The following is a 20,079-nucleotide window of genomic DNA, read 5'->3' on the forward strand; positions in this document are numbered from 1 at the left end:
GCACCCAGGTTAGGCATGGCTCGGGCACCCTCCACAGCCGTCGGGCTGCGAGCTCGAACACTCGTCGCCCAGAGTTCACCTTGGAGCCAGTATTGGTTCATTTGGGATGACGGAAACGGACGCGTTAGGGCCGGAACGTGGGAGCGTGGGGTTCGGACCGCTGGTAATACGACGGTCGTACCGCCGGTTGTCCGGTGGGCCCCGGCCCTTGGACCCCCGACTGAGACGCACGAGAGGGAAAGCCTGATGCGGGACGCGTACCACGAGGAACTGGACTCGATCGGCGACGGTCTGGTGGAGATGGCCCGGCTGGTCGGGTCGGCGATCGGGCGCGCCACGACCGCCATGCTCGACTCCGACCTGAAGCTGGCCGAGAACGTCATCGAGGCCGACCAGCGGGTCGACGAGCTCCAGCACGAGCTGGAGGCCCGGGCCATAGCCCTGCTGGCGCGGCAGCAGCCGGTGGCGACGGACCTGCGGATCGTCGTCACGTCGCTGCGGATGTCGGCCGACCTGGAGCGCTCGGGCGACCTCGCCCAGCACGTGGCGAAGCTCGCACGCCTGCGCTACCCCGACCGCGCGGTCCCGAGCGACCTGCACGCCACCATCCTGGAGATGGGCCAGCTCGCGCAGCGCCTGATGGCGAAGGCCGCCGAGGTGATCATCACCAAGGACGTCGACCTGGCGCTCCAGCTGGAGCAGGACGACGACGAGATGGACCTGCTGCACCGCACGCTCTTCCAGCACCTGATGGACGACCGGTGGAAGCACGGCATCGAGACGGCCGTGGACGTCACGCTGCTCGGCCGCTACTACGAGCGGTTCGCCGATCACGCGGTGTCGGTCGCCAAGCGCGTGGTGTACCTGGTGACGGGCGAGCACGCGGACGAGCTCCAGACGGACGCTCAGCCGGAGATCCAGGCGGTTCCGGGGACGGAGAGCGCCTGACGGATCCGTCCCGGGGGTCGTGCCGGGTCGAGCCGAGGGGTCAGGGCCGGGCGCGCGGGCGCCTCAATGCGCCGTTGATGCGCCCAGCGGCATGGGCATCCAATGGGCACAGGCACCAGCCTCTAGGAGGGACCCATGGCCGAATCCCCCAGCACGACGCCCGACCCCGCCCGGCAGCGCGAGACCGAACAGCCCGCCGAGATCAGGAGCCTGCCCCTGATCGCCGCGTGCGGCTGCGGCTCGGGCTGTGGCTGCGGGTGCCAGTCGGGCAGCCCCTGCCAGTGCGGCTGACGCCGGCGCAGTGTCGTTCCGTACGTCCTTCAGGGCCCCGGCGGTCACGCCGGGGCCCTGCTGCGTGGAGCCCGGGGTGTGGAGCCCGCCGGGGTCGCCCGGGTGGCTGTACGGGCGGAGCATGGGAGGGAGGCGAAGCGGCGCGGGCCGACGCCGTCGGGCGTTGCCGTCGCCGTTGCCGGAAGGAGGCGCCAGGCATGCCCAAGTTCATGGATGTCCACAGAGGCATGAAGGGCATCACGGAGGAACAGCTGCGTGAAGCCCACAACGCGGACCTCGCGATAGAGAAGGACGAGCAGGTCCACTTCGAGATGGCCTGGGCGGACCCGGAGTCCGGCCATGTCTACTGCCTCTCCGAGGCCCCCTCGGCCGAAGCGGTCCAGCGCATTCACGAGCGCGCCGGGCACAAGGCGGACGAGGTGCACCCCGTGCCGTTGACGGTGCGGTGACCCGCCGTACGCGGTCCGTCAGCGGCGCCGGGCGGCGTTGAGGCGGGCCGCCTGCCGGGTCAGGTAGTCGCGTTCGGCGAGGTTGGGCGCCGTGCGGGCCGCCTCGGCGTACAGGCGGGCCGCCGTGTCCGGGTCACCGTCGCGCTCGTGGAGGTACGCCGCCACCGCCGCGTACCGGGGCAGTGAGTCGTCCAGTGCCGCGAGCGCCGCGAGTCCGGCGCGCGGTCCGTCGGCCTCGCCAAGGGCGACCGCGCGGTTGAGCCGGACGACCGGGCTGTCGGTCAGGCGGGCGAGTTCGTCGTACCACTCGACGATCTGCACCCAGTCGGTCTCCCCGGCGGTGGGCGCGTCGGCGTGGAGGGCCGCGACGGCGGCCTGCGCCTGGAACTCGCCCAGCCGGTCGCGGGCGAGGGCCGATTGGAGGATCCCGATGCCCTCGGCGATCATCCGCGTGTCCCACCGGCCGCGGTCCTGCTCGGCGAGCGGCACCAGGCTGCCGTCCGGCGCGGTGCGGGACGCCCGCCGCGCGTGGTGGAGCAGCATCAGCGCGAGCAGCCCCGCCACCTCGGGGTGGTCGATCGCGGCCGCGAGCTGCCGGGTGAGCCGGATGGCCTCGGCGGCGAGGTCGACGTCGCCGGAGTAGCCCTCGTTGAACACCAGGTAGAGCACGCGCAGCACGGTCGCGACGTCGCCGGGCCGGTCGAACCGCACGCCGGAGACGGTGCGCTTGGCCCGGCTGATGCGCTGGGCCATCGTCGCCTCGGGCACGAGGTAGGCCCGGGCGATCTGCCGGGTGGTGAGCCCGCCGACGGCGCGCAGGGTGAGCGCGACCGCCGACGACGGCGTCAGCGAGGGGTGGGCGCACAGGAAGTAGAGCTGGAGGGTGTCGTCCACGCCGGGCGCGGGCCCGGGCGTCGGTTCGTCCTCGACGAGGTCCTCACGCCGGCGGCGGGCGCTGTCCGCCCGCGCCTGGTCGAGGAACTTGCGCCAGGCCACGGTGACCAGCCACCCCTTCGGGTCCCGGGGAGGGGCTGCCGGCCAGACGCGGAACGCCTCGACCAGGGCGTCCTGCACGGCGTCCTCGGCCGCCGCGAAGTCGGCTCCGCGGCGGACGAGGATCGTGAGCACGCCGGGCGTGAGGCTTCTGACGAGCGCCTCGTCCATCGGCTGGGTCACTCCGTGACGGTGGGATGGGCGGCCAGGAAGGGGCGCACCTCCAGCCACTCGTGGATCGGCTTGCCGCCCGCCCCGGGGGCGGCCGACAGTTCCCCGGCCAGCTCGACGGCACGGTCGTACCCGTCGACGTCGATGATCATCCAGCCGGCGATGAGGTCCTTGGTCTCGGCGAACGGGCCGTCGGTGACCGGCGGGCGTCCCTCACCGTCGTACCGGACCCATGCCCCCTCGGGGGCGAGCGCCTGGCCGTCGACGAACTCGCCGGTCTTCTCCAGCCGGTCCGCGAAGTCGCGCATGAACTGCAGGTGCGCCGAGATCTCCTCGGGCGTCCACTGGTCCATGGGCACGTCGTTGACCGCTGCCGGGGCGCCGCGGTAGTGCTTCAGAAGCAGGTACTTGGCCATGGTGGCTCTCCTCGGTGCCGGTGCGACCCATCTTGGCCGCCTTCACCCCGGGGACGGAGCGGGGCACGGCTTTTCGACATCCTCGCCGAAGTTTTTTTGCGGCCCCGGTGATCACTGCCCAACGCGGCCGTCGACCCGTTCGCGCAGGAGGTCGGCGTGGCCGCAGTGCCGTGCGTACTCCGCGATCTGCGCGACCAGGATGTCGCGGAGCTGGACCTGCCCGCCGGGTTCGGGGCCGTAGTCGGAGAAGCCGGTGTTGCGCGTGGAGAGGTCGGTGACGCCGGCCAGCCAGCGGTCCGTGCGCTCGCACTCGGCACGCCACTGCCGCCAGGCCTCTTCCACGACCGCCGGGTCGGCGACGGCACCGTTGAAGTCACCGTCCCGGTCCTCCTCCGTCCGGTACAGCTTCGGCGCGTCCTCGCCGGCCATCACCCGGCGGATGTGCCGCTCGTCCTCCGTCAGGTGCCGCACCAGTCCGAGCAGCGACATCGTGGACGGCGGGCAGGACCGCCGGGCCATCTGCTCGGCGTCCAGGCCCGCGCACTTCATCTCGAAGGTGAGGCGGTAGTTGCGCAGGTAGTCGAGGAGGATGCCGCGCTCGTCGACCGGCTGGGTGTCGGTCTCGCGAGGGTCGTCGTCGGGGTCGACCCACATGTCGGGGTAGACGGTGGCCTTCGTCCAGCGCGTCGTGTCCGAGGTCGCTGACGCGGTGGATGCCGCTCGTTCGCCGGTGTGTTCGCCTGAGACCATGCGGGCATGGTGGACCGGGCAGCGCGCGGCCGCCACCGAATATCCCGGGGGCGGGCGGGGGCAGGAAGGCGGCGACCCCCGGGGCGGCCCAGCACTGACCCAGCCGCGATCGCGGCGCCGGGCTATGGTGCCGTCGTGACCGGCGCTGCGGGGCCTCCCCTCCTCTTCCTCGACGTCGACGGCCCGCTCCTCCCGTTCGGATCACCGTCCGTTCGGTCACCGACCGCTGCGGCCGGCTCTCCGGCCCGCCCCGATCGGGAGAACCCCCTGCTGGAGCGGCTCGACCCCGGGCTGGGCCCGCGTCTGCTGGCTCTCGACTGTCAGCTCGTCTGGGCGACGACCTGGATGGAGGAGGCGAACGAGGTCGTCTCTCCCCTCGTCGGACTGCCGCGACTGCCCGTGGTGGAGTGGCCGGCCCACGGCGCCGACCAGAGCCCGAACGGCCTGCACTGGAAGACCGGCCCCCTCGTCGAGTGGGCCGGCGGCCGGCCGTTCATCTGGGTCGACGACGAGATCGGCACGATGGATCACCTGTGGGTCGAGGCGAGTCACCCCGGGCCGTCCCTGCTGCATCGCGTCGACCCGGCCGCGGGCCTCGTGGACGCCGACTTCCGCGCCCTCGCGGCCTGGCTCCGTCGACCGCCTGCCCCCTGTCCCCCCTCCGCTACGTCCGGTCCAACGCCGTGAAGACGGCCAGGCACAGGGTGAGGCTGGCGGCGAACGCGATGCCGCAGCGGGACAGGGCCGCCGGCACCGCGGCCCCCTCCCAGCGGGCGAGGGCGAAGGCGATCGCCGCGGCGACGAGGGAGAAGAGGACGGCCACCGCCAGCGCGAGCAGCAGCAACGCCGGGAAGGTGTGTTTCATGGGGGCACCGCCTGGGTCGCGGCGGTCCTCCTGCGTCACGCCGCCGAGCGGGCCTTCCAGGACGCCGACCTGTCGGTCGCCGCCGAGTTCGCCACCCGCAGCGCGCTCGCCATCGACAAGAGTCACAACCTCCAGGCCGCGGTCCAGGGTCTGCATCTCGCCCGCAGTCTCGCGGACACTCTGCAGATCGTCGCCGACGGAGTCGTCACCGGTCTCGGCTACGAGCTGGCGTGCGTCAACCTCGTCCGCCCGGACGGCGATCTCGTGGTCGCCTCCTTGGCGGGCGACTCCGCCGCCGAGGCCCTCCTCACCGGCCGTGCCGGCTCGCGCGCGTCCTGGGACCGCAGGCTGAGCATGGGCGAGCACTGGGGCGACCTGGTGTTCATCCCGCACAGCGAGGGCTGGGTCCTCGACGACGACGACGTCCCGCAGTGGTACACCGACGGCCCCGCCCCCCGCTTCGAGGACGAGTGGCACCCGGCCGACCGCCTCTTGAGTACGCCTTCCAGGCCGCCATCGCGATCAGCAACGCGCGGCTGCGCACGAACATGCAGCGCGCCCTGGTCAGACTGGACAGGGAGCAGCAGACGCTGCGGGCCAGTGAGGAGTCCTTCCGGCAGGCCTTCGAGTACGCGCCCAACGGCATGGCCATCGCCGAGCTGGGCGGTGACCAGAACGGCCGCATCCTCCGGACGAACGACGCGCTGTGCCGCATGCTGGGCCGCCCGGCCTCCGTCATGCGCCGCTACGCGTTCTCCGACTTCGTCCACCCCGAGGACATCGGCGTCCTGCTCCGCACCAGCGCCGAGGGCGGGCGCGCGGAACTGCGCCTCGGGCGCCGCGACGGGACGTTCCTGTGGGTGTCGATGCGCAACAGCGTCGTCGCGGACGAGGCCGACGGCCCCCGCTTCCTGCTCACGCACGTCGAGGACATCGAGGAGCGCAAACAGCGCGAGTTCGATCTCGCCCACCGCGCCTCGCACGACGCCCTCACCGGCCTGCCGAACCCCGCCGAGCTGCACGCCCGTATCGACGCCCGGCTCTGCGCACTCCGGGAGCACGGGTCCGACACCGCGGGAGGGGTCGCCGACCCCTTCCTCGGCCACGCCGACCCGGCCGCGACCATCCACACTCATGTCCGGGCCCCCGTGGGCGACGCCGACACCCACGGCCTGGCCGTGCTGTTCTTCGCCCTCCGCGACTTCAAGGCGATCAACACGCGCTTCGGGCACGACGCGGGGGACGGCGTCCTCGTCGAGGTCGCCCGACGGCTCGGTGAGGCCGTGCGCGACGGCGACACGGTGGCCCGGTACGGCGGTGACGAGTTCGTCGTCCTGGCCGACGGCCTGGACCCCGCCGGCGCCCACACCGCCGCGGTGTGGATGCAGGACCGGATCCACCAGGCGATCCCCCTGGGCGACCAGACCGTGCGCATGCACGCGGGTGTCGGCATCGCATGGGCCCAGTGCGGGACGGCCCCTGGTGACATCCTGCGGGCGGCACGCGGGTTCTCGTCGTGAGGACGGAGCCGACAGTGCCACCGCACGACCCGCCGCACGCCGGGGAACAGAGGGGCCGCAGCGCCGGCCCGCCCCCGTAGATCAGTGACCGACTTGTGGCCTGGCTGAGCGCTTGGTCTGAACCGAAGTCGGCTCCCGGGATCGGGCCCATGCCAGGCGGGGACTCGATGACGTCGGCCTGGGGGTGGGTGTGGAAGGCCTGGCGGATCTGCTGGCCGATGCGCTTGATCCGGTCGTGCACGGCGAGTATCTGAGCGGCGATGTCCGCGACGGTGCCAGCAGCGATCTCCTCGACCGGCTCGCCAGCACCCCGGCCGTCCGAGCGCAGAGCGCAGCATCCGGCTGACCGTCCGGGCCTCGAAAACCGGCCTGAGGCTGCGTTGACCGCTATTCCGTGCCACGACCGAGCGCGCGTGCGCTGCACACGCTAAGCGGGGCGGGGGAGCGAGGTTAGGCCGTTGATTGCGATGTCGGTGGCCCTTTGAACGGCTTTGTAGGTCTGCTCCGGCCGGTCGCCCCGCTTCTGGCATGCGGCGACGACGACCTTGATCGCCCCGACCAGCGAGCCCACCGCCGCGGCGGCCTCGACGAGGTCCAGCTCGGGGCAAGCGAGGTGGAGCGCTTCGGTCAGCTGTAGTTGGATGTCGAACAGCAGGTGCAGTTCGCGCGCCTGAAGTGCCGGGACCGATGCGATCAGCCGGGTCCGCGCTGGGCCGACCTTCCGCGCCAACTCCGAGTCCGTGTCCGCGAAAACACTCTGGTCGATGACGCGCCGCAGCAGGTCGGCCACCGGTTCGCCGGGCTGCCGTTCTCCGATGATCTCGACCGCGCGCTCCAGCCGCGACCTGTCGTCGAAGAAGACGATGTCGTCCTTGCTGTCGCCCCGGCAATGGTCATGCCCACGGTCCGCCAGAACCCCTTCGACCCGCCCGAGGAACTGCGCCGCCGGCAGGAGCTCGGCCCAATCCATCGGATGACCTACGCCGACGGTGGTCAGGGGTGGTTGGTGACCGGCTTCGCCGCAGCGCGGGCGATCCTGGCAGATCCCCGTTTCAGCGTCCGCCCGGACCACATGCGCTCACCGATTGCCCAGCCGGGAACGGCGCCCGTGCCGCCAGGATTCTTCCTCCGCATGGACCCGCCCGAGCACGACCACTATCGGCGGTCGCTCATCGGTGACTTCACGGTGCGCCGGATAAAGCTCCTCGAACCGGAGATCGAAGCGATCGTCAATGACCAGTTGAACGCGATGGAGCTCGCCGGGAGCCCGGCCGACCTGTTCAAGGCATTCGCGCTGCCGATCCCGTCACAAGTGATCGGCGAACTGCTCGGGGTGCCCTACTCCGACAGGCAGGGGTTCCAGCGGAACGCCGCCACGCTCTGGAACAGCGACCTCACAGCGGAACGCCGGCAAGAGGCGGTCAGGGAGCTCATGGCATATCTACGGGACCTGCTGCGCCACAAGCGTTCCTGGCCAGAGGAAGATGTGCTCAGCGGGCTCGCTGCGCACGCGGGACTTACTGAGGACGAGAGGGCCGGACTGGCGATCCTGCTCCTGATCGCCGGGCATGAGACGACGACGAACATGCTTGCGCTGGGCACTTTCGCTCTGCTGGCCAACCCCGCGCAGTCAGCCGAGGTCCGCGACAAGGAGGAAGACGCCCCTGCGGTGGTCGAGGAGCTGCTGCGTTACCTCACGATCATCCATCACGTGGTCCGCGTCGCACTTGAGGACATCGAGCTCCACGGCTGTCTGATCAAGGCCGGCGAGTCGGTCACCGTCGCACTTTCCGCAGCGAACCGGGATGCTGACCATTTCGGCGACCCGGACGCGCTTGACCTCACCCGCTCCACGGCCGGACACCTCGCGTTCGGTCACGGCCTCCACCGGTGCCTCGGGCAGCGACTGGCCCGCGCCGAAATGCGCATCGCCCTCCCCGCACTGCTCCGCCGCTTCCCGGCACTACGTCTCACAGTCGCACCCGAGGAAGTACCACTGCGGTCGGCCATGACGGTCTACGGCGTGCGTGAACTTCCGGTCACCTGGTAGGCAGATCAAGGTCGAGAAGAACGACGTGTGCTCGGCGGCTTGCAGCGCGGGGCTCAAGCTGCGCGCCTTCCCCCGTATCGGGGTGCGTCAGCGGCGGCTCATCTTCACGGGCCCCAACGGGGGGCACGTCTGGCGTACGTCACTGAACGAAGACCTCTGGAAGCCCGCTCTCGCCAAGGCGGGCGTCATCCCGAAGGCCAAGAGCCGCGTGCACGCCGCCGCCCGCGAGCACGGCATGCACGCGCTCCGGCACTTCTACGCGTCCGTGCTCCTGGACGCCGGAGAGAGCATCAAGGCCCTCGCGGAGTACCTCGGTCACTCGGACCCAGGGCTGACGCTGAAGGTGTACGCCCACCTCATGCCGAGCAGCCGAGAGCGGGCCCGGAAGGCTCTCGGGCAGCCTCTCCGGCCGCAAGATCACACGGACTGAGATTCCAGGGAGGTGCCACGGCATGAAAAGGCCCCTGAGTCGCGCCGTGTGCGCAGCTCAGGGGCATGATCACAGAACCTACTTCTTCTTGCCCTGGGTCTTGCCGAGAATCTTGGTGAGCTGGGTCTTTGCTGGTCAGGGGCGGTGGGCTCGTGCGCCTGGTGGTCCTCGTTGGTCGTCGTTGGGCACTGTCGAGCAGCCTCGGACGGCCCAGAGACGGCCCAGCATCGCCGCGCTCGACTGACGGTCGGCACCAAGGATGAGTCCCGTCTGAACCTCCGCCGAGGACAGTCCGCCACGACGGCGGGTGCGCCAACCGATCACGCACGCGTGTGCCTCGCTGCACCCCCACCGGCCTCAGCCATGCTGCCTGTGTCGACGACCAGCGCCTGACGACGGCGGCCGGCCGAGCCCTCAGCTTGGGAAGCTCAGGTGATCTAGGGCTTGTCACGGGGCTGACCTGCGGCGGAGGGGTGTCGACTCCCACTAGGCGGGCTCCTTGGCTTCCTGCGGTTCTCCGTACGATCTGGCACACGTTTGGCACGACCTCTTCGTCCCGAAATCTCGCCTGCCAGCCACTGAGATCACCTGGGAGCGTCAGTCGTCCGCCGAAGGCTCTTGATGGTTGGCTGCGGACGGGGTGGTTGCTGTACTTCTCTGCTGGAGGCCGCCAAGGTGAAGCCCAGTGGGGAGAAGCACAGTGAGAGCGCACACCCGCCGAAAAACAGAAAAGCGGCTTGGGACGTCTAAGGATACTCGCTTGGTAGCCCGTGCAGCGGATTCAGCGGCTTCTTCCGTAGCCGCTGAACATCACCTTGAGCATCTGTCTTATCCAGGAAGGCGCGAGTCTCAAGGCCCCAAAAGCGTGTGTCTGCTGGCTTTGGAGCAAAGTGACGCCCCAGGGAGAAACTTGCATGCCTAGCCCAGTCCCGCAGGTCGTCCGCTCCACCGGTGGCAGGGATTGACCGGATGAGCCCAGTAGCGGCAGCGAGGTACGAGAGATGGAGGGCAAGACGGCGGTGTCTTTCAGCGGCACTTTCTGCGAGGCCGTGGGGGTGCTTGGAAAGAGCTTCGGGGAGCACCACAGAAGTGCCACATCCGAGCATGAAGACGAGGTTGGTGGGGCTCCATGCAAATCGATTTGAGTCTTTCCGGTACTGAGGCAGGAGAGCCTCCTGCGGCGGAAGCGGCGGCTCCTCACCACACGCCAGGGAATTCAGCGCCAAATGAAGAGCTTCTCCTGCCTCCGGCATTGCGGGGTTGCTGTTCGGACTACCCTCAATGACCGTGGCTAGTCGGTAAGCTGTATCCATGGACCAGCCCGTGTCGTCCTCGTCGGTAACGAGTCGATCAGACAACAAATCAGCTGCAACGTCGACCGCAGCTGCTAGAGACACCCGCCGTCTCGCCCCGCCCAAAGAGACTATGGCGGATTCATGGCTCTCGAGCGCATTAAGAGCCTGAATAGCGTCCATAACCGGGATGGGTTGCGGCCATTTCAAACTGACCGTAGCAAGGGGTGTCCAACCAAAGGGATGGAGAAACACCTCCAAACCGGACTTCACGATCTCTGGTACGTCATCCCCGACATTGATCTCAAGCCCTGCCTCATGGCGCAGCGGCACCAGGTGTTTGCGGAGCTGCTCCGCCTGGGCACGACTAGTCGCAGTGTCGTGAAAATCGGCAGGGGGGCGCAATTTCGGTTTCTCTGCCACGTGGGACCAAAACTGCCAAGCCGGATCTCGCTTCTCAACGGGCACGCGGAAAGGAAGCCCAACTTGAAGACCACTGATTGGCTGAAGATCGCACAGGCGGCTGACGAAAGCCGCCGGGCGTCTGAGTTCAAGATCCACTTTGTCGTGGATGCGAGCCGTCACGTAGGAGACCCTGAGGTGACGGACCGAGACCGCCGCCTCCCTCTGCGCATCGGCCATCGCAGGCTCCTCTCTCGAAGACTCCGTCGTATAATTGTGGTGGTGACATCAGCTGGGTGCACGTTCGCGGGAGTAGCGCGACGTGCGGTATACGGACTTATGTGCTCTTTCACCGGGCCTATGGTTCTACCTGGCATCACCGCTCTGCCCGGCTACGAGGTCGGAGAGCCCGACCGGCACCGCGCAATCGGCGCGGTGCCGGTTCTTCTTGCAGTCGATCATTCTTCGTCTCCCTCAGGTCGACTCCCGTAGTAAATGATCTTTTGTGAGGCTGGCTCCGAAGCCGGCTGCGGGTCCACAACCGCGACAGGTGCCCGTACCCAATTCACCTCTTGATCAACAGCGTATGTGCCATTGAAGGGATCGCTGCTGGTTTCTTTGCCTACAGCATCAATCGCATTCTTCATGTTGAAATCACTTGCCTTGGATGCTTCCCACAAGGCATCCGGGCCAGTGAATTCAATCGGCGGAATCAGGATCGCGATGTTCCCCCGTTCTCGATGCAAGAGAACGCCTTTCTCGTCGTTGGGCGCGGCATACACATCCCGTTCGACCCTCGTATTGTACTTTTCGGCGGCGCGTAGAACTTCACGGATTTCACTACTTCTTACGATCCGCGGCCTCTTCCATCGATACGCGACGAGAGACAACCAAGACAGTGCGCCGCCACCCAGGGAAGCCATCAGGGTAACCCAAAGCAAATCAAGCAGGGTGTAGGCGTCTAGCAGGTCGCGACCGGATGTGAGATCGTAGATCCAGGCGGCAAGAAAGGAAATAATCACCGCAAATAGAAGCATCCACTTGTCTTCCCAAATTGTCTCGGCGGCGTTCTTGCCCTCTAGCCCCAGCCGACGTCGGTCGTAAACCCAAATCTGGAGCCAGGCTGCCAATGCGAAGATCCCCGGAATCACAATAGCCGCAGCTGCACCGACGCCGGCTAGCGTTCCAGTCAGCAGATTGTTTCCTGCTAGATCTACATTAATCTCACGGGTTGCAACTGCAGTAGGGGCTCCGATGGTTTTGTTCGACTTGGCATCGACGGGGGTGGCGCTCACCACCACGGCGGATTTTCCCCGCCGTACAGGGTACTTAGCCTGCACGTTAATGTAAGAGAGAGTTACACTCCCCGGGGCGATTTCCAATCTCAATGCCTTTTTCCTGGGCTTCTTCTCTAGTGCACTGGGCTTCGCTGCGATCCATGCCTCGTGATGCCCGGCGTAAACGGAGAGTTGCATATTGACAGTTTGCGCTGACAGATTTTTTGCTACAGCTGTGAGTTCGCATGGTGAGCGGTCCGTCATTCCTTGAGCACCCAAGAGGGTCACAGTGACATTGGGTGTTTGCTGAGGCGTGCGCGCATGTGATTCGATGGTCGATCTCGGTGCGTACCCTCTTGGGAACGTGTCCCAGGCGCTGGTTAGTAGGCACGACGAGACCACGGCTAGGAACAGAAACGCCATTCGATTTAGACGATTGGGTGTAGAGCCCGTTTGGGTGAATACGCGCCGCATATTATAACTGTTCCGTCGCATAGGACTGCAGTATGCGCATTTGTCGGCTGATCACTCTATTGAACTACGGCCGGTCGCACCAAGGGCGGCTACAGCAAGGTTGGCGGAGCGGCTTTGGGTGGAGCCGCTTTTGCGCGAGTGATCATGGTCCCGTAAGTTCTCGGCGCCTCGGGCAGGATCTGCCTGGTAAAGCACGATGTTGGGGCCACGATCTTCGAAACTCGCGCAAAAGCGGCTGCGTAAGCCGTGGAGCCGGCCTCCCCAACCACGACGTGCCCCTTCTCTGACAGCAAGCGGCCGTTTGCCATCGCGCGGCACGGGCGCCGGCCGGGCTGGAGCGGGGCGGAGACTGGAGCGCAGGCCCGGCCGGGGGCCGGGCCGCGAGCGGGGAGCGGAGCGAGCCGCACTTGAATGAGCGGTACCAAGCCATGGTCGACCTGGGCGGCGGCTGCGGTCTCCGCCAGGGGGAGATCCTTGGCATCGCCGTCGACGCGATCGACTTCGCGTCGGGCACGCTCCACGTGGTCCGGCAGCTCAAGCTGAGCCGCAGCAAGCCCGTGTTCGCCCCGCCCAAGGGTGGCAAGCTGCGGGACGTGCCGCTGCCCGGTCCGGTCGCTGATGCCCTCCGGGACCACATGAAGCGGTTCCCGCCGGTGGAGATCACCTTGCCGTGGAAGGTGGCGGACGGGCCTCCGGTGACCAAGCAGCTGATCTTCACCGGTCCGCGTGGCGGTCATGTCTGGCGGACGTCGCTCAACGAGGAAGTGTGGAAGCGGGCGCTGGCGTCGGCCGGGGTGATCCCCGAGCGGAAGCCGGGAGAGTCCTACGCCGAGTCCCGCGAGAACGGCATGCACGCGCTCCGCCACTTCTACGCCTCGGTGCTTCTGGACGCTGGGGAGAACATCAAGGCCCTCGCCGAGTACCTCGGCCACTCGGACCCCGGCCTGACACTCCGCGTATACGCGCACCTCATGCCGTCGAGCCAGGAGCGCACTCGTAAGGCCGTGGCCTCCATCTTCGAAGCAGCCAAACCGACGCGACATGGCGGTTGAGGGCTCGTACGCTCCGATACGGAGAGGGGCGGGAGTGGCGATGGCAGACGAGTACGTCTCGCTGGTGTGCGACGACGTGCCCCATGACGTAGTGCTCACTGACACCGGCGTCCGTGTGCTGGACGTCGTTCAGGTCGTTCGTCGACTTACGGGACTGAGCCTCTGGCGCAGCAAGGTCCTTGCAACACAGATCCCAGCCGTGATCCTCGTCGGCGTGCCTCAGGAAGACGCTGAGGAAGCCGTCACGGCCCTGCATGACGTGGGAGCACGAGCAGAAGCGAGGGAACAGCCGGAGCCGGGCTTCCCCAGGCACTGAGCACGGCCCGACCAAGCAGCTGACGGCCCACAGACGGCCCCACCGCAGCAACAAGGCCCCTGCCAGCGGAGAAACCGCAGGTAGGGGCCTTGATCAGCTCTGCTTACTTCTTCTTGCCCTGGTTCTTGACCGCCTCGATGGCCGCTGCCGCCGCCTCGGGGTCCAGGTAGGTGCCGCCCGGGTTCAGGGGCTTGAAGTCGGCGTCGAGCTCGTAGGAGAGCGGGATGCCCGTGGGGATGTTGAGGCCGGCGATGTCCGCGTCGGAGATGCCGTCCAGGTGCTTGACCAGGGCGCGGAGCGAGTTGCCGTGGGCCGCGACCAGGACCGTGCGGCCGGTCAGCAGGTCGGGGACGATCGCGTCGAACCAGTACGGGAGCATGCGGACGACGACGTCCTTCAGGCACTCCGTGCGGGGGCGCAGCTCCGGCGGGAGGGTCGCGTAGCGCGCGTCGGAGAACTGGGAGTACTCGGCGTCGACGTCGAGCGGCGGGGGCGGGGTGTCGTAGGACCGGCGCCACAGCATGAACTGCTCCTCGCCGAACTCGGCGAGCGTCTGGGCCTTGTCCTTGCCCTGGAGGGCGCCGTAGTGGCGCTCGTTCAGGCGCCACGAGCGGTGGACCGGGATCCAGTGGCGGTCCGCGGACTCCAGCGCGAGCTGGGCCGTGCGGATCGCGCGCTTCTGGAGGGACGTGTGGACCACGTCGGGGAGGAGATCGGCGTCCTTCAGGAGCTCGCCACCGCGGACTGCCTCCTTCTCGCCCTTCTCGTTGAGATTGACGTCCACCCAGCCGGTGAACAGGTTCTTCGCGTTCCACTCGCTCTCGCCGTGGCGGAGGAGGATCAGCTTGTACGGTGCGTCGGCCATGCCTCAGAGCGTAATCCACGCTTTCGCCCGTTCGCGTGGCTGCCCGGCAGGCGGACGTTTGACTGGATCTGTTAATTGAGTGGCCCCCGTCAACCGGCCGCTTGTAATTTGCGCGTACCACCAGCGCTGCTTACACCTTGTCGTCTCCGGGGGGATCCATGCCGTACGTCCTGCGTGCCCGACGTGCCGTCCGGGAGACGGTCTCGGGTCTGCCCCGCGAGTTCTGGTGGCTGTGGACCAGCACGCTGGTCAACCGGCTCGGTGCCTTCGTCGCCACCTTCATGGCGCTGTACCTGACCCTCGACCGCGGCTACTCCGCCACGTACGCCGGTCTGGTCGCCGCCCTGCACGGGCTCGGCGGGGTGCTCTCCTCGCTGGGCGGCGGGGTGATGGCGGACCGGCTGGGCCGGCGGCCGACGCTGCTGATCGCGCAGGCCTCGACCGCCGTGTCGGTGGCGCTGCTGGGGTTCGTGCACGACCCGGTCGCGATCGCCGGTGTCGCCTTCCTGGTGGGCATGGCGAGCAACGCCTCGCGGCCCGCCGTGCAGGCGATGATGGCGGACATCGTCCGGCCCGAGGACCGGATCCGTGCCTTCTCCCTCAACTACTGGGCCATCAACCTCGGCTTCGCCGTCTCCTCCATGGCGGCCGGGTTCATCGCCGAGGTCAGCTACCGCGCCGGGTTCCTGATCGAGGCGGGGATGACGATGGCCTGCGCGATCCTCGTCTTCCTGCGGCTGCCGGAGTCCAAGCCCGCCGAGCCGACGGTGCGGACCGCCGCTCTGGAGGAGTCCGTGAGCCTGGGCACCGTCCTGCGTGACGGGCGGTTCATGAGCGTCGTCGGGCTGTCCTTCCTGATCGCGCTGATATTCCAGCAGGGGTCGGTCGGGCTGCCGGTGGCGATGGGCGAGGCCGGTTTCACTCCGGCCGAGTACGGCATGGCGATCGCCGTGAACGGCGTGCTGATCGTCGTCCTCCAGATCCCCGTCACCCGCTTCATCGAGCACCGGGATCCCGGTCGGCTGCTGGTCGTCTCGTCCGTCCTCGCGGGGTACGGCTTCGCCCTCACCGCGTTCGCGGGCTCGGTGGGGGTCATCGCGCTCACCGTGTGCGTGTGGACCCTTGCGGAGATCGTCAACGCGCCCACGCAGACGGGCCTCGTCGTGCGGCTGTCCCCGGTGCACGGACGCGGCCGCTACCAGGGCATGTACACGATGTCCTGGTCCGTGGCCGCCCTCGTCGCCCCGCTGCTGTCCGGGTTCGTCATCGACCGGTTCGGGGCGGAGTGGCTGTGGGGGTCCTGCGCGGTGCTCGGGACGGTGGCCGGGGCGGGGTACGCCGTGCTGATGCGGCGGGTCGCCGAGGACGGGGAGAAGGCAGTGGCGGAGGCGGGAGCGGGAGCGGAGGCGGCGGACGGGCTCCGGGCGCTGCCGGCCGGGCCCGGCGGGGACACACGAAGGAGCGGGACACCGTGACCGCACGGCACCCCGAGCGTCGCACCGAACGCCTGCGGCTGCGTCAGTGGACCGAGGCGGACCTGGACGCGCTCGCGGAGATGGACGCGGACCCGGACGTCATGCGGTACATCGGTGACGGCTCGACCGGTACCCGTGAGCGGACCGCCGCGGTGCTGGGCCGGGTGGGCCGGGTGCGCGCAACCTGGGACGAGCACGGCTACGGCCTCTTCGCCGCCGAGGAGACCGCGACCGGCGAACTGGTGGGCTGGGTGGGGCTGGCCGTTCCGGCCTTCCTCCCCGAGGTCATGCCGGCGGTGGAGATCGGATGGCGGCTGCGGCGCCGGTCCTGGGGCCGCGGCTACGCCACGGAAGCCGCACGCGAGGTCCTGGCGTTCGCCTTCGGTGAGGCGGAGAGTGAGCCCCGCCTGGAACGTGTCGTCAGCATCTGCCACGTCGACAACCACGCCTCGCTCCGCGTCATGACCAAGCTCGGGATGACGTACGACCGCACCACGCGGGTCCCCGCCCATGGGCAGCCGGTCCGGGTCATGACCCTCACGCGGGAGGAGTACCACTCCTCGCCATGACGGCGGCACCCTCCTGACCTCCCGCTTCACCCCTCGCGCCCGCAGCGGTGTGCTGCGCGGCCGGCGCTGGCAGGTCTCCTCCTGGCCATCGACGAAGCCCGACCGTCGGTTGGGTCCCGGACGACTTCTCCGGGCCGCCCCCGGACAGATCGGGGATAGCAACCATTCCCTGCAGAGCTGGAACCCCCGGAAGCCGGCCGCGCGCTTGCGACCCTAGCCCCGGGCACCGACAACGGAGCAGGTGCTCCGGCGCCGCCCCCGCGCGAGCACGGCCGTTCTACCCGTCCACGAAGCCGAGCTCCGTGTCCGGCCTGCACTGCGGGCAGGCCTTGATCCCTTCGGCCAGGGCCCGCCGGGCGTGGTCACGGTCGACGCCCTTGCTGCGCCGGCCCGCGTTCCAGCAGCCGCCGACGTGCACGTACACGGATTCCTGTCCGGACAGGCCGCGCTCGATCAGCCAGTCCGGCGTGGGCGGCCGGGCGAGGAGACCGTGCCGGCGTTCGGCCTGGCGGCGTTCCTCGTCAGCGATCCACCGCCGGGTGCGGGCCAGGTCGCGTTCCTGCACGCGCTCCAGGAAGCGGAGCAGCGCGAGCCGCGACTCTGGATCGTTCATGCGTTCGATTCTAAGTTCGACGCCGCCTCCGGCCCACCCCCACCCCGGACCACCACCCGCGGCGGCACCCCTTACCTCCGAGGTCATCGACGCACCGCCGACGCCCCGGCAGGCTGGGCCCATGACATCCACCGACATCGCGGAAGCCACCCGTCTCACCGTCCAGAGATTCCTCGCACTCCGGCTCGCCGGCGACACCGAGGGGCTCACCGCGCTCTTCGCCGACGAGGTCGACTGGGTGCTCGCCGAGAATCCGGCCGTGCCATGGATCCGGCCGCGGTCCACGGGCGCCGAATGTGCCGCGCAGGGCGCCGAGTTGATGGAGTACACGGTGCCGGAGGACGCCCGTGCGTCCGTCGACGCCTTTCTCGTCGACGGCGCCGACGCCGTGCTGATGGGACACCTCTCGGGGACCGTACGCGCGACGGGCAAGTCCTTCGAGGGGCCCTTCGCGCTGCGGCTCACCGTCGAGGACGGGCGCATCACCCGGCACCACCTCTACGAGAACAGCCTGTCGATCGCCGAGGCCTGCACCCCGTGACAGCGCCGCCCTACCGCTGGGCCAGGACGTTCGTGGACGCCGGGTCGCCGGAGATGCCCGAGGGTTCGTCAGGGTCGGACGGCCACCAGGGGGCCGTGACCGCCGCGGACAGGACCGCGCCGGCTTCGAGGCTGTTCGTTGCTGCCCCGGGCGGCAGCGCGATGCGGACGCGGACGGTGCGGGACCGGCCGGGCGGGAGCGTGAACTCGTCCGTCACGGCGTGCGTCCGGCCCGTCAGATCGGTCCACCGGCCGTCCACGCCGATCGACCAGGGAAAGCGGCTGACGGGCCGGTGGGCGTCTCCGGGGCTCAGAGTGACGGCGATGCGCAGGCCGGAGCGGGTGCGGGTGCCAGCCGCGTTGCGCACGCGCACCTTCCACTCCACGGGTGGGCCCCCCTTGGCCGCCCTGGGCAGGTTCGGGGCTTCGATGGTGAGGTGCGTGGGGTCGACCGGCAGGCGGACCCGCGGCGCCGACGCCTCCGGGTGAGCGCCGGGTGTCCAGCCCTTCCGGGCCGGCTGCGCGGCGATGCGTACGGCGGAGAGTCCGGCCGCCGTGGAGTCGCGCTCCCTGTCCGCGGTGAACAGCCGGAACGCGAACTGCGTTCGGGCTCTGCCGCGGTGCGCGAGCGGCAGTACGGCGGCGAACTCGCCGTTGTCGTCCTGCTCGTTGGTCCACTGGAGCGGGACGTCGTGCCACCCGCCGTCTTCCCGGACCTGGAGCCGGTCGGGGATCACGCCGACGTAGAGCCCCAGTACGCGCTGTGCCGCCTGGGTGTCGGTGAGGCGGCCCTCCAGGGAGACACGGAAGGGGACCGGCGGGCCGCCGGGGACCACCACGCGGCCGTCGTCCTCGTCGAGGTGAAGGGCCGCTCGGAGTGCCGATCCTGCCGGGCTCCGGTCCGACGACGCGTCGGGGGCCCGGTCGGCACATCCTGCGACCGACACCATGGCGACGAGCACCGCGAGCGCTGTGGCCGGGCCAGGTACGCGGGTCACTGTCACGGGACCTCCGCGCGGATTCTAGCCGCCGGTGCCGGCGGCGCGGGCCGGCGCCGTGAACCTCAGTCCCGGCGTACCAGCCGCCAGTACTGCCGCTTCTCCTCGTCCCGTACGACCACCCCCAGGCGCAGCAGCTCGTCACGCAACTCCCGGGCATCCTTGGCGTCGTCCTCGTGCTTGCGGGCCTGCGCGCGGGCCCGCAGCAGGGCGTCCGCGCCCGGGGGCAGGCCGGGGGTGCCGGGGACCCAGCGGCGGAACTCGGCGCGGTAGGGGTCCTCCTCCGCCCACGCGTATCCGTGTTCCCTCAGGGCGTCCGCGAGGCGCCGCCAGGGCAGGCCGCAGTGCTCCCTGGCCAGTTCCATGCCGTCCGGGCCGAGCAGGACGAGTTGCTTGCCGTCCCGGAAGAGTACGGAGATCTCCTCGCGGGTGAACGCCCGGGAGCCGTCCCTGATGGTCAGGGTCACCCGGGTGCCGGAGATGCCGACCGACAGCGACTCGTGCACCGCCGTGAAGCCGAGCAGCAGGCCACCGAGGACGCCCACCGCGATCGTGCCGAGGGTGAGGGCGGGTTCCGGGACCGAGGTCAGCAGTTCGGCCGGGCCTTCGAGCGGCGCCCACGGCAGGGTGAGCAGCCAGCGGGCGAGGAGCGGGAGCAGCGCGCCGGCCACGGCACCGCAGGCGACGCAGAAGAGCACGATGGCCCAGGCCGATTCGGCGAGTTCCGTCGCCCCCTCCGCCCGCGTCCGGGGGCTCTTCTTGCCCATGGAAACGTTCCTGGCTTCCTCCATGCGGCCAGTCTCCTGAGGAGCCGTCCGCCCTGTCATCAGCCGTTGGTCTACGGGGGGCCGACTTTGGTTTCAGGGGTGCATCCGCGCTCCCTTGACCACCTTGTCCACCGCGTTCCTCGGGCCGTGGACCGCGAGGCCGACCAGGTCCAGAGCCGCCGTCGGCACCGCCCGTACGGCCGCGCGGTTGTCGCGGTCGTTGCCCGTGGCGAAGAGGTCGGAGGTGAAGACCGCGCGGGGCAGGGCGCGGGTCAGGGCCCGGGCGTGGGCGGTGGCCAGGGTTTCCTTGGTGGCCTCGAAGACCATGACCGGCTGGCGGAACATGGGCAGGTAGGGCACGCCGTCCGCGTCCTCGTACGGTTCGCCGATCACCTCGGGAAGCTGCGTGCCCAGGCCGCTGACCAGGAACGACGTCACGTTGAGGCGCTGCCAGGGCTCCAGGTCCGCGCGCAGCAGCACGGCGATCTTCGTGTCGAAGCGGACCGGCTCCGGGCGCGGGGGTTCGGTGCTCGTGTTCATGATCCGAGCGTGCCGG

22 protein-coding genes and 3 pseudogenes are annotated in these 20,079 nt (G+C 69.2%); 13 read left to right on the forward strand and 12 right to left on the reverse strand.

Features of this window, described 5'->3' with window-relative positions; genetic code table 11:
* Nucleotides 1-246: 246 nt before the first annotated feature.
* From phoU to OO68_RS30010, 3 genes are all read left to right on the forward strand, one after another.
* Nucleotides 247-948, forward strand: coding sequence for a phosphate signaling complex protein PhoU (gene phoU / locus OO68_RS30005; protein WP_033312301.1), 702 nt, complete (start codon nucleotides 247-249; stop codon nucleotides 946-948).
* 135 nt (nucleotides 949-1,083) lie between these two features.
* Complete coding sequence (locus OO68_RS46960) at nucleotides 1,084-1,239, forward strand: hypothetical protein (RefSeq protein ID WP_167345925.1); 156 nt, start codon at nucleotides 1,084-1,086, stop codon at nucleotides 1,237-1,239.
* A 197-nt stretch (nucleotides 1,240-1,436) separates the two neighbouring features.
* Nucleotides 1,437-1,688 (forward strand): SCO4226 family nickel-binding protein, encoded by a 252-nt coding sequence (locus tag OO68_RS30010; RefSeq protein ID WP_033312302.1) that lies wholly within the window; start codon nucleotides 1,437-1,439, stop codon nucleotides 1,686-1,688.
* Between the two features lie 18 nt (nucleotides 1,689-1,706).
* On the opposite strand, the gene OO68_RS30015 is transcribed toward OO68_RS30010, so the two are convergent.
* The 3 genes from OO68_RS30015 to OO68_RS30025 all read right to left on the reverse strand — a co-directional run bounded on the left by OO68_RS30015 (nucleotide 1,707) and on the right by OO68_RS30025 (nucleotide 4,018).
* Nucleotides 1,707-2,852 carry an RNA polymerase sigma factor gene (locus tag OO68_RS30015; protein WP_033312303.1) on the reverse strand — a complete coding sequence of 382 codons (1,146 nt, stop codon included), beginning with the start codon at nucleotides 2,850-2,852 and terminating at the stop codon, nucleotides 1,707-1,709.
* Nucleotides 2,853-2,860: 8 nt separating this feature from the next.
* On the reverse strand, nucleotides 2,861-3,268 hold the full coding sequence (locus OO68_RS30020) for a YciI family protein (RefSeq protein ID WP_033312304.1): 408 nt from the start codon (nucleotides 3,266-3,268) through the stop codon (nucleotides 2,861-2,863).
* Nucleotides 3,269-3,379: 111 nt separating this feature from the next.
* Nucleotides 3,380-4,018: a DinB family protein gene (locus OO68_RS30025; protein WP_403549636.1), complete on the reverse strand. Its 639-nt coding sequence runs from the start codon at nucleotides 4,016-4,018 to the stop codon at nucleotides 3,380-3,382.
* Nucleotides 4,019-4,153: 135 nt separating this feature from the next.
* On the opposite strand from OO68_RS30025, the gene OO68_RS30030 reads away from it, so the two are divergent.
* Nucleotides 4,154-4,705 (forward strand): HAD domain-containing protein, encoded by a 552-nt coding sequence (locus tag OO68_RS30030; protein ID WP_051814853.1) that lies wholly within the window; start codon nucleotides 4,154-4,156, stop codon nucleotides 4,703-4,705.
* On the opposite strand, the gene OO68_RS30035 is transcribed toward OO68_RS30030, so the two are convergent.
* Nucleotides 4,683-4,883 (reverse strand): hypothetical protein, encoded by a 201-nt coding sequence (locus OO68_RS30035; protein WP_033312305.1) that lies wholly within the window; start codon nucleotides 4,881-4,883, stop codon nucleotides 4,683-4,685. The two genes, OO68_RS30030 and OO68_RS30035, sit on opposite strands and share 23 nt — an antisense overlap.
* Before the next feature lie 111 nt (nucleotides 4,884-4,994).
* Here OO68_RS30035 and OO68_RS42505 point away from each other — a divergent pair.
* Nucleotides 4,995-6,403 (forward strand): annotated as a pseudogene (locus OO68_RS42505) (diguanylate cyclase domain-containing protein).
* Between the two features lie 190 nt (nucleotides 6,404-6,593).
* Nucleotides 6,594-6,749, forward strand: a complete 156-nt coding sequence (locus OO68_RS46360) for a hypothetical protein (protein ID WP_157852763.1) — start codon at nucleotides 6,594-6,596, stop codon at nucleotides 6,747-6,749.
* An 81-nt stretch (nucleotides 6,750-6,830) separates the two neighbouring features.
* Here OO68_RS46360 and OO68_RS30045 read toward each other — a convergent pair whose 3' ends face one another.
* On the reverse strand, nucleotides 6,831-7,373 hold the full coding sequence (locus OO68_RS30045; protein ID WP_209442631.1) for a TetR/AcrR family transcriptional regulator: 543 nt from the start codon (nucleotides 7,371-7,373) through the stop codon (nucleotides 6,831-6,833).
* Here OO68_RS30045 and OO68_RS30050 point away from each other — a divergent pair.
* The gene (locus OO68_RS30050) at nucleotides 7,293-8,453 is read left to right on the forward strand and encodes a cytochrome P450 (RefSeq protein ID WP_033312415.1); all 1,161 of its coding nucleotides are present in this window, start codon (nucleotides 7,293-7,295) and stop codon (nucleotides 8,451-8,453) included. The genes OO68_RS30045 and OO68_RS30050 overlap by 81 nt on opposite strands.
* 91 nt (nucleotides 8,454-8,544) lie before the next feature.
* Nucleotides 8,545-8,883 (forward strand): annotated as a pseudogene (locus OO68_RS30055) (tyrosine-type recombinase/integrase); the annotation flags it as partial.
* A gap of 746 nt (nucleotides 8,884-9,629) precedes the next feature.
* On the opposite strand, the gene OO68_RS46365 reads toward OO68_RS30055, so the two are convergent.
* Nucleotides 9,630-10,817: a hypothetical protein gene (locus OO68_RS46365; RefSeq protein WP_157852764.1), complete on the reverse strand. Its 1,188-nt coding sequence runs from the start codon at nucleotides 10,815-10,817 to the stop codon at nucleotides 9,630-9,632.
* Nucleotides 10,818-11,035: 218 nt separating this feature from the next.
* The gene (locus OO68_RS46370; protein WP_157852765.1) at nucleotides 11,036-12,052 is read right to left on the reverse strand and encodes a hypothetical protein; all 1,017 of its coding nucleotides are present in this window, start codon (nucleotides 12,050-12,052) and stop codon (nucleotides 11,036-11,038) included.
* 689 nt (nucleotides 12,053-12,741) lie between these two features.
* Between OO68_RS46370 and OO68_RS30060 the strand changes: the two are divergent.
* Together OO68_RS30060 and OO68_RS30065 are read left to right on the forward strand one after the other, a co-directional pair.
* Nucleotides 12,742-13,380, forward strand: a pseudogene (locus OO68_RS30060) (tyrosine-type recombinase/integrase); the annotation flags it as partial.
* A gap of 40 nt (nucleotides 13,381-13,420) precedes the next feature.
* The gene (locus OO68_RS30065) at nucleotides 13,421-13,696 is read left to right on the forward strand and encodes a ribosomal protein L7/L12 (RefSeq protein WP_033312416.1); all 276 of its coding nucleotides are present in this window, start codon (nucleotides 13,421-13,423) and stop codon (nucleotides 13,694-13,696) included.
* Between the two features lie 103 nt (nucleotides 13,697-13,799).
* On the opposite strand, the gene OO68_RS30070 is transcribed toward OO68_RS30065, so the two are convergent.
* Nucleotides 13,800-14,561, reverse strand: a complete 762-nt coding sequence (locus OO68_RS30070; RefSeq protein ID WP_033312308.1) for a phosphoglyceromutase — start codon at nucleotides 14,559-14,561, stop codon at nucleotides 13,800-13,802.
* Between the two features lie 158 nt (nucleotides 14,562-14,719).
* On the opposite strand from OO68_RS30070, the gene OO68_RS30075 reads away from it, so the two are divergent.
* Complete coding sequence (locus tag OO68_RS30075; protein ID WP_051814855.1) at nucleotides 14,720-16,036, forward strand: MDR family MFS transporter; 1,317 nt, start codon at nucleotides 14,720-14,722, stop codon at nucleotides 16,034-16,036.
* A complete protein-coding gene (locus OO68_RS30080) occupies nucleotides 16,033-16,605 on the forward strand; it encodes a GNAT family N-acetyltransferase (protein WP_033312309.1) in 573 nt (190 codons plus the stop codon). The genes OO68_RS30075 and OO68_RS30080 overlap by 4 nt, the downstream gene beginning before the upstream one ends.
* Nucleotides 16,606-16,882: 277 nt before the next feature.
* Here the strand turns inward: OO68_RS30080 and OO68_RS30085 are convergent, their stop codons facing one another.
* Nucleotides 16,883-17,218 (reverse strand): DUF6233 domain-containing protein, encoded by a 336-nt coding sequence (locus OO68_RS30085; protein WP_033312310.1) that lies wholly within the window; start codon nucleotides 17,216-17,218, stop codon nucleotides 16,883-16,885.
* A 121-nt stretch (nucleotides 17,219-17,339) separates the two neighbouring features.
* Here OO68_RS30085 and OO68_RS30090 point away from each other — a divergent pair, with 121 nt between their 5' ends.
* Nucleotides 17,340-17,759, forward strand: coding sequence for a nuclear transport factor 2 family protein (locus OO68_RS30090; RefSeq protein ID WP_033312311.1), 420 nt, complete (start codon nucleotides 17,340-17,342; stop codon nucleotides 17,757-17,759).
* 10 nt (nucleotides 17,760-17,769) lie between these two features.
* On the opposite strand, the gene OO68_RS30095 is transcribed toward OO68_RS30090, so the two are convergent.
* The 3 genes from OO68_RS30095 to OO68_RS30105 all read right to left on the reverse strand — a co-directional run bounded on the left by OO68_RS30095 (nucleotide 17,770) and on the right by OO68_RS30105 (nucleotide 20,063).
* Nucleotides 17,770-18,756 (reverse strand): hypothetical protein, encoded by a 987-nt coding sequence (locus OO68_RS30095; protein WP_033312312.1) that lies wholly within the window; start codon nucleotides 18,754-18,756, stop codon nucleotides 17,770-17,772.
* Between the two features lie 65 nt (nucleotides 18,757-18,821).
* Complete coding sequence (locus OO68_RS30100) at nucleotides 18,822-19,547, reverse strand: YqeB family protein (protein WP_033312313.1); 726 nt, start codon at nucleotides 19,545-19,547, stop codon at nucleotides 18,822-18,824.
* A 69-nt stretch (nucleotides 19,548-19,616) separates the two neighbouring features.
* On the reverse strand, nucleotides 19,617-20,063 hold the full coding sequence (locus OO68_RS30105) for a DUF2000 domain-containing protein (protein WP_033312314.1): 447 nt from the start codon (nucleotides 20,061-20,063) through the stop codon (nucleotides 19,617-19,619).
* Nucleotides 20,064-20,079: the final 16 nt, after the last annotated feature.

The sequence above is a fragment of the Streptomyces iakyrus genome, from assembly GCF_000717055.1.
GTDB lineage: Bacteria > Actinomycetota > Actinomycetes > Streptomycetales > Streptomycetaceae > Streptomyces > Streptomyces iakyrus.

Coding starts and splice junctions, on each gene's coding strand:
- phoU (WP_033312301.1), top strand. CDS start 247: ATGCGGGACGCGTACCACGAGGAACTGGACTCGATCGGCGACGGTCTG.
- OO68_RS46960 (WP_167345925.1), top strand. CDS start 1,084: ATGGCCGAATCCCCCAGCACGACGCCCGACCCCGCCCGGCAGCGCGAG.
- OO68_RS30010 (WP_033312302.1), top strand. CDS start 1,437: ATGCCCAAGTTCATGGATGTCCACAGAGGCATGAAGGGCATCACGGAG.
- OO68_RS30015 (WP_033312303.1), bottom strand. CDS start 2,852: ATGGACGAGGCGCTCGTCAGAAGCCTCACGCCCGGCGTGCTCACGATC.
- OO68_RS30020 (WP_033312304.1), bottom strand. CDS start 3,268: ATGGCCAAGTACCTGCTTCTGAAGCACTACCGCGGCGCCCCGGCAGCG.
- OO68_RS30025 (WP_403549636.1), bottom strand. CDS start 4,018: ATGGTCTCAGGCGAACACACCGGCGAACGAGCGGCATCCACCGCGTCA.
- OO68_RS30035 (WP_033312305.1), bottom strand. CDS start 4,883: ATGAAACACACCTTCCCGGCGTTGCTGCTGCTCGCGCTGGCGGTGGCC.
- OO68_RS30050 (WP_033312415.1), top strand. CDS start 7,293: ATGGTCATGCCCACGGTCCGCCAGAACCCCTTCGACCCGCCCGAGGAA.
- OO68_RS30045 (WP_209442631.1), bottom strand. CDS start 7,373: ATGGATTGGGCCGAGCTCCTGCCGGCGGCGCAGTTCCTCGGGCGGGTC.
- OO68_RS46365 (WP_157852764.1), bottom strand. CDS start 10,817: ATGGCCGATGCGCAGAGGGAGGCGGCGGTCTCGGTCCGTCACCTCAGG.
- OO68_RS46370 (WP_157852765.1), bottom strand. CDS start 12,052: ATGCAACTCTCCGTTTACGCCGGGCATCACGAGGCATGGATCGCAGCG.
- OO68_RS30065 (WP_033312416.1), top strand. CDS start 13,421: ATGGCAGACGAGTACGTCTCGCTGGTGTGCGACGACGTGCCCCATGAC.
- OO68_RS30070 (WP_033312308.1), bottom strand. CDS start 14,561: ATGGCCGACGCACCGTACAAGCTGATCCTCCTCCGCCACGGCGAGAGC.
- OO68_RS30075 (WP_051814855.1), top strand. CDS start 14,720: ATGCCGTACGTCCTGCGTGCCCGACGTGCCGTCCGGGAGACGGTCTCG.
- OO68_RS30085 (WP_033312310.1), bottom strand. CDS start 17,218: ATGAACGATCCAGAGTCGCGGCTCGCGCTGCTCCGCTTCCTGGAGCGC.
- OO68_RS30090 (WP_033312311.1), top strand. CDS start 17,340: ATGACATCCACCGACATCGCGGAAGCCACCCGTCTCACCGTCCAGAGA.
- OO68_RS30100 (WP_033312313.1), bottom strand. CDS start 19,547: ATGGAGGAAGCCAGGAACGTTTCCATGGGCAAGAAGAGCCCCCGGACG.
- OO68_RS30105 (WP_033312314.1), bottom strand. CDS start 20,063: ATGAACACGAGCACCGAACCCCCGCGCCCGGAGCCGGTCCGCTTCGAC.